The sequence below is a fragment of the Streptomyces sp. NPDC052052 genome, assembly GCF_040680455.1.
Lineage (GTDB): Bacteria > Actinomycetota > Actinomycetes > Streptomycetales > Streptomycetaceae > Streptomyces.
Window position 1 is genome coordinate 1 of record NZ_JBFAWU010000048.1, and the last position, 7,981, is coordinate 7,981.

The window sequence follows — 7,981 nt, forward strand, 5'->3', positions numbered from 1 at the left end:
AAACGGCACGTTGTACAACGCACCCCCACCCGACAACTCATCCAAAAACCACAACCGCTCCTGACCGAACGACACCACCCCACCACCCGAACCGGGGACCGGGTGTGGTGATGCCGCCGGAACGGGCGACTGCGCATTGTCGACATGGGCGGCCATGGGGTACTCCTCGGTGCGATGTCTGCTCAGTGAGATGTCAGTTCGGGGAGGAACCGGCCGGGGTTGTCGCCCCGGCCGGATCTCAGATGCCGCGGGCCTGTTCCAGGCCAGGCCGGCGGTCTCCTCTGTTTCGCCGGCGGACGGCACGTACCGGCACCGCCTGGCCCGAGGGCTCGGGCTGAGGCAGACTCTTCCTGTCGATCTTCCCGTTGGGCAGGTGGGGCAGGGTGTCGAGGATCGTCACGTGCGCCGGGACCATGTACTCGGGCAGTCGTTCGGCGAGATAGGCCCGTAGTTCCGTGGTGTCTGCCGGGCCCAGAGTCTCGCCCTGGGCATAGCCGGCCAGTCGCAGCACGTTGTCGGTTCCACGCCTGGCCGTCACGGCCGCCGCGTCGACACGGGGATGGGTGAGGAGCACGGCCTCGATCTCACCCGGTTCGATACGGAAACCACGCACCTTGACCTGGTCATCCGCCCGGCCCAGGAACTCCAGAGTGCCATCCGGCAGCCACCGTGCCAGGTCCCCTGTGTGGTACAGACGTGCCCCGGCGGTTCCGGAGAGAGCGTCGGGCACGAACTTCTCCGCGGTCAACGCCGGTCGTCTCAGGTAGCCGAGAGCAACACCGGGGCCGCCGAGGAACAGCTCACCCGGCACCCCCACCGGTGCCAGGCCTCCGAAGCGGTCCACGACCCAGGCCTGCGTGTTCCTGATCGGCGGGCCAATACGTGCCGCGGTCATGGACTCCGCCCGCAGTGGCTCACAGGTCGAGTAAGTGGTCACCTCGGTCGGCCCGTAGACGTTGTGGAAACGGGTGTCCCCCCACTCCATCGCACGCCTGACCACCTCGGGAATGATGGCCTCACCACCGACATAGACCTGATCCACCGAGGCGAACGCATCGGGCACGAGAGACACCGTGGCCTGGAAGAGAGCGGTCACCATGAAGAGGGTCGTCACCCCTTCCGAACGCACCAGCGCGCGAAGGGCCTCCGGAGCCGTCACCACATCCGGCGGGACGATCACCATGCGCCCACCATTCAGCAGCGCACCCCACACCTCGAACACCAACGGATCGAAGGACGCCGAATTCAGCTGCGCCACCACCGACGACGCGGACAACGACACATAATCGGCGTCGCACACCAACCGCATCACCGCCGCATGCGGAACCAAAGCACCCTTCGGCCGGCCCGTGGAACCCGACGTATAGAGCAGACACGCAGGACCGACAGGCGAAACACCCCCGACCCCGCTCCCCACCGTCTCCGACAGCACCCGCACCGGCTCGGTCCTGCGAACGTCGACAGTGACATGCCCATCAAGCGGGAGCCGGTCGAAGAGTTCTTCCTGCCCCACGACCACCCGGGCGCCGGAATCCTCCAGCATGAACGCCAACCGTTCACGCGGATAGGCAGGATCGAGAGCCACATAGGCGGCGCCGACCCGCAGCACACCCAGCATTCCCACGACCAGGTCCGCCGAGCGCTCCGCGCACAGTCCCACCACCGCGCCACGTCCGACGCCGGCATCCCGCAGCGCAGCGGCCACCCCGTCCGCCCGCGCCAGCAGTTCGCCATACGTCAACGACGAACCGCGGTCACGCACCGCGACAGCCTCCGGACACTCCAGCGCCCGAGCAACCACCCCCTCATCCACCGACCTCCACGGCAGGTCCGCGTGGGTGTCGTTCCAGGAGGCCAGGGCCCGCCGTTCCGCCTCGGACCGGACATCCACCTCGTCCACCCGGCACTGCGGACTCCTCGCCAGGGCCGACAACACCCGCAGGTAGTAATCCCGGTACACACGCACCTGATCCCCGGCGAACTCGCGCCGGTGATAGGCGAGCATGAGCACCATCTCCCCGGACCGCGGATCACTCACGAACCCGCAGACGAACGGGGACTTCACCACCTCCGGGGTCTCACCGGGCCCGTAGGGCTGGTCGTGGAGGAACTGCGTTTCGTACAGCGTCCCGCCTGCCAGTTCCTGGATGTCGGTGTGGGGGAACCGCCGGTGCGGCAGGACCTCCGCCTCCCGGGCGAAGACCGACCGCACGATGTCTTCCAGCGTGCCTTCCACCGGAACCGAGAACGGCACGGAATTGAGGTCGGGCCCCCGCTCGTCGGTCAGCATTCCGGTGCCGGGGCGAGGGTGTCCGGTCAGTTTGGACAGCACGATCAGGTGTGCCCCGAGCAGCACGCTCTTCAGCGGCAGACCCAACCGCCGGGCCAGAGCCTCCAATTCCTCGCACAGCCCGACGTCCAACCGCGTCTCGAACGAGCCGTACCCCACCTCCCCTTCCGGCGAGGCCTGCTCCGACGCGACGTGTTCCACCACATCGGTGCCGTCCACCGGGAGCCGAACACCGTCGCGCTCAGACAGCGGTAGCCGGGGAAGCAACGGCCGTTCCCACTCCCCCACCACCTGCTCCCAGAACGCCCGCGACTCGTCGCTCGTCGCTACCGGCAGTGTCCTGCAGCGGTCGGCCAGCGCCCGCAGGGAGTCGGTCTCAAACAGGTCGTTCATGTCGATGTCCGTGCCGAGCCGGGTATTGATCCGGGCGGTGACCCGGATGGCGTGCAGGGAGTGTCCGCCGAGGTCGAAGAAGTCGTCCGTGGCGGAGACACGCTCCACTCCGAGGACTTCGGACCAGATCCGGGCGATGACCTCCTCGGTCTCGTCGGCGGGCGGGACATAGGCATCCATGTCGGCACTGAGGTCGGGCTCGGGCAGGCCTTGGAGATCGATCTTCCCGTTGGGCAGCTGTGGCAGGGCGTCGAGGACCATCACGTGCAGCGGCACCATGTACTCCGGCAGCCGCTCGGCGAGAAAGACCCGCAGTTCCGCTCCGTCCGGCGCGCCCAGGCCCTCGCCCTGCGCGTAACCTGCCAGGCGCAGCACGCCGTTCGGACCCCGTGACGCCACCACCACCGCGGACTCCACCCCCGGATGCGACAGCAGCACCTCCTCCACCTCGCCCGGCTCCACCCGGAAACCCCGCACCTTGACCTGGTGGTCGATACGTCCGAGGAACTCCAGGGACCCGTCCGGCAGCCACCGCACAAGGTCGCCCGTCCGGTACAGACGCCCGCCGACGGTCCCGGAGAATGCGTCGGGCACGAACTTCTCCGCCGTCAGCGCCGGGCGCCGCGTGTATCCCCGTGCCACGCCGGATCCGCCCAGCCACAGCTCGCCCGGTACTCCCACCGGCACCGGGTGACCGGACCGGTCCACTACCCAGGCCTGCGTGTTTCTGATCGGCCGACCGATACGCCCCGCCGACACCGATCCCGCCACCAACGGCTCGCACGTGGAAACCGTCGTCACTTCGGTGGGGCCGTAAATGTTGGTGAAACGCGCGCCCCCGGCCTCCAGCGCCCGCTCCACCATGGCGGGATTGATCGCCTCGCCGCCCACGAACACCTGATCCAGGGTGGCAAAGACATCAGGCACCACCGGAATCGTCGCGTTGAACAGCGACGACACGATCGCCATCGCTGTCACCCGCTCCTCGCGCACCAGGGCACGCAACTCCTCAGGAGAGGTCACCGTCTCGGGCGGGACGATCACCAGGCGCCCGCCGTTCAGCAGTGCGCCCCACACCTCGAGCACCAGCGGGTCGAAAGACGCCGCGTTCAGCTGCGCCACCACCGACGACGCCGACAACTCCGCCAGGTCCGACCCACACACCAACCGCACTGCCGCGGCATGCGTCAGCAACGCGCCCTTCGGCATCCCTGTCGAACCCGATGTGTACACAAGACACGCGACGTCCTGTCCGCGGTTGGCGGCTTCCGGAGCCAGGCCGGACGCCGGTGGGGTCATGCGGACGTCGATGGTGACGTGGCCGTCGAGCGGCAAGCGGTCGAAGAGTTCCTCATGCCCCACGACCACCCGGGCGCCGGAGTCCTCCAGCATGAACGCCAACCGTTCACGCGGATAGGCGGGATCAAGAGCCACATAGGCGGCACCCGCCCGCAGCACACCCAGCATCCCCACCACCAGGTCCGCCGAACGCTCCGCGCACAGCCCCACCACCGCACCACACCCCACACCGGCATCCCGCAACACAGCGGCCACCCCGTCCGCCCGCGCCAACAACTCCCCATACGTCAACGACGAACCGCGGTCACGCACCGCAACAGCCTCCGGACACTCCAGCGCCCGAGCAACCACCCCCTCATCCACCGACCTCCACGGCAGGTCTGCATGGGTGTCGTTCCAGGAGGCCAGGGCCCGCCGTTCCGCCTCGGACCGGACATCCACCTCCTCCACCCGGCACTGCGGATTCGCCGCCAGGGCCGACAACACCCGCAGGTAGTAGTCCCGGTACACACGCACCTGATCCCCCGCGAAATCCCGCCGGTGATAGCTGAGCATGAGCACCATCTCCCCGGACCGCGGATCACGCACGAACCCGGAGGTGAGGGGGAAGTTCGTGGGTTCCTCCCGTGTCTGCATGCGGGAGCCGTCCGGCATGTCGACGATCTCGACATCGTCCGCGTTCTCCAGTGCGTCACCCAGGACGTGGAAGTGGTTGTAGACGAAATGGGTCTCGAAGAGCGGGTCGCCACCTGCGAGGGCCTGGATCTCCACATGCGGGAACCGCCAGTGCGGCAGGATCTCCGCCTCCCGTGCGAAGACCGACCGCACGATGTCTTCCAGCGTGCCCTCCACGAGGACCGAGAACGGGACCGAGTTCAGGAACAGCCCCCGCACATCGGTGCCGCCGTCGTCACCCAGCCGGCCGTTCGCTGAGGCCCCGGTCACCGGGCGAGGGTGTCCGGTCAGCTTGGACAGCACGACCAGGTGCACCCCGAGCAGCACACTCTTCAGCGGCAGACCCAACCGCCGGGCCAGAGCCTCCAATTCCTCGCACAGCCCGGCATCCAGCCGTGTCTCGAACGAGCCGTACCCCACCTCCCCTTCCGGTGAGGCCTGCTCGGACGCGACGTGTTCCACCACATCGGTGCCGTCCACCGGGAGCCGAACACCGCCGCGCTCCGCCAGCGGCAGCCGGGGAAGCGACGGCCGTTCCCACCCCCCCACCACCTGCTCCCAGAACGCCCGCGACTCGCTGTCGGCGGCACCGGCCCGTTCCAACGCGACATACTCCCGGAACCGCGACACCGGAGCAGGATCCCGAGGCGCCTCCGGATCCCGCAGCAGCACCGCGTAGCGGCCGATGATCTCACCGAGCGTCGAATTCAGGCTCCAGCCGTCCAGAATCGCGTGGTGCTCCACCAGCGTCCACTGGAACTCCCCGTCCTCCAGAACATGGACGAAGAACCGCAACAGCCCCGGAGCAGAGAGATCGAAGGGGATTCCGCGTTCCCGGCGCACACAGGCCGCGATCCGCTCCTCACGCTCGTCCTCGGAACGCTCCCGCACGTCCTCCACCACCACCGGGACCTCCGCGGTGGCATGCACCAACTGCAGCAGTTCATCGAACCCCCGCATCCCGAACGAGGTACGCAACACCTCATGACGGGCCACCACATCACCCACCGCACGCCGGAACAACACCTCGTCGAAACGGGCCCGCACCCGGTAGCTCTGTGCGTTGAGATAGGGAGCGACATCGACGTCCGCTTCCATTTCGTAGACCATTCCGGTCTGGAGCGCGGTCATCGGGTAGGCGTCGACCACTCCTTCCGGAATCCTCGCCCGGTCCTCGGCCGTCACCATCGAGAACGGCTCCAACTCCTGCGCCGGCGCCTCGTACGGAAGACAGAGCACCGCGAGTCTCTCGACCGTGGTGTGCTGGAACAGGTCCGACAACTCGAACGTCAGCCCGCGGCGGCGCACGGCAGCCAACACCTGTACGCTCCGGATCGAGTCACCGCCAAGATCGAAGAAGTTGTCCCGCACCCCCACCCGGTCCACACCCAGCACCTCGGCCCACGCCTCGACGAGTACGCGCTCGGTTTCGCCGGACGGCGCGACGTACTCGCCGGCGCCGGTACGCATGTCAGGCTCGGGCAGTTTCTTCCTGTCGATCTTTCCGTTGGGCAGGTGGGGCAAGGTGTCGAGGATCGTCACGTGCGCGGGGACCATGTACTCGGGCAGCCGCTCGGCAAGGTAGGCCCGTAGTTCCGTGGCATCTGCCGGACCCAGGTTCTCGCCCTGGGCATAACAGGCCAACCGCAGCGCATGGTCGGTTCCACGCCTGGCCGTCACGACCGCCGCGTCGACACGGGGATGGGTGAGGAGCACGGTCTCGATCTCACCCGGTTCGATACGGAAACCACGCACCTTGACCTGGTCATCCGCCCGTCCCAGAAACTCCAGGGTGCCATCCGGCAGCCACCGTGCCAGGTCCCCTGTGCGGTAGAGACGTCCCCCGGCGGTACCGGAGAAAGCGTCGGGCACGAACTTCTCCGCGGTCAGCGCCGGTCGTCTCAGGTATCCGAGAGCAACACCGGGGCCGCCGAGGAACAGCTCACCCGGTACCCCCACCGGTGCCAGGCCTCCGAAGCGGTCCACGACCCAGGCCTGCGTGTTCCTGATCGGAGAACCGATACACGATGCGGTCATCGACTCCGCCCGCAACGGCTGACAGGTCGAGTAAGTGGTTACCTCGGTCGGCCCGTAGACGTTGTGGAAGCGAGTCTCCCCCCACGCCATCGCACGCCTGACCACCTCGGGATGGAGGGCTTCCCCACCGACATACATCTGATCCACCGAGGCGAACGCATCGGGCACGAGAGACACCGTGGCCTGGAAGAGAGCGGTCACCATGAAGAGGGTCGTCACCTCTTCCGAACGCACCAGCGCGCGAAGGGCCTCCGGAGCCGTCACCACATCCGGCGGGACGATCACCATGCGCCCACCATTCAGCAGCGCACCCCACACCTCGAACACCAACGGGTCGAAGGACGCCGAATTCAGCTGCGCCACCACCGACGACGCGGACAACGACACATAATCGGCGTCGCACACCAACCGCATCACCGCCGCATGCGGAACCAAGGCACCCTTGGGCCGGCCCGTGGAACCCGATGTGTACAGCAGACACGCAGGACTGACAGGCGAAACACCCCCGACCCCGCTCCCCACCGTCTCCGACAGCACCCGCACCGGCTCGGTCCTGCGGACATCGACAGTGACATGCCCATCAAGCGGCAACCGGTCGAAAAGCTCCTCATGCCCCACCACCACCCGGGCAGCCGAGTCCTCCAGCATGAACGCCAACCGTTCACGCGGATAGGCAGGATCGAGAGCCAGATACACGGCACCCGCTCGCAGGACCCCCAGCATTCCCACCACCAGGTCCGCCGAACGCTCCGCGCACAGCCCCACCACCGCACCACGTGCCACGCCGGCATCCCGCAACACTGCGGCCAGCCCGTCCGCCCGCGCCAACAACTCCCCATACGTCAACGACGAGCCACGGTCACGCACCGCGACAGCCTCCGGGCACTCCAGCGCCCGAGCAACCACCCCCTCATCCACCGACCTCCACGGCAGGTCGCCTTCGGAACCGGTCGACCAGGTCCGCACGAGTTCCAGCTCGGCGGCGGGCATTCCGGTCAGCTGCGACAGCCGGGCCTGCGGATCCGCGGTCACCTCGGCCAGGACGGCGAGCCACCGGTCCACGAACCGCCGCACCGTCGACGCGTCGTACAAATCCGTGGCGAACTCGACCTCGCCCCACATGCCGTCCGCGTCGGCGTCGAAGAGCAGCATGGTCAGGTCGAATTTCGACGTCCCGGTGTGTGCCGATCCGATTTCGGCCGTGGTGCCGTCCTGCCACTGCCATCGGCGGCGGTCGAACTGCTCAACACTGAAGGAAACCTGCACCAGCGGCGACCACGCCGAGTC

Annotated in this window: 1 protein-coding gene; it reads right to left on the reverse strand. The window is 67.7% G+C overall.

Going from position 1 to position 7,981, the window contains the following annotated elements; genetic code table 11:
* Nucleotides 1-238: 238 nt before the first annotated feature.
* On the reverse strand, nt 239-7,960 hold the full coding sequence (locus AB0L71_RS32500; RefSeq protein ID WP_365250296.1) for an amino acid adenylation domain-containing protein: 7,722 nt from the start codon (nt 7,958-7,960) through the stop codon (nt 239-241).
* Nucleotides 7,961-7,981: the final 21 nt, after the last annotated feature.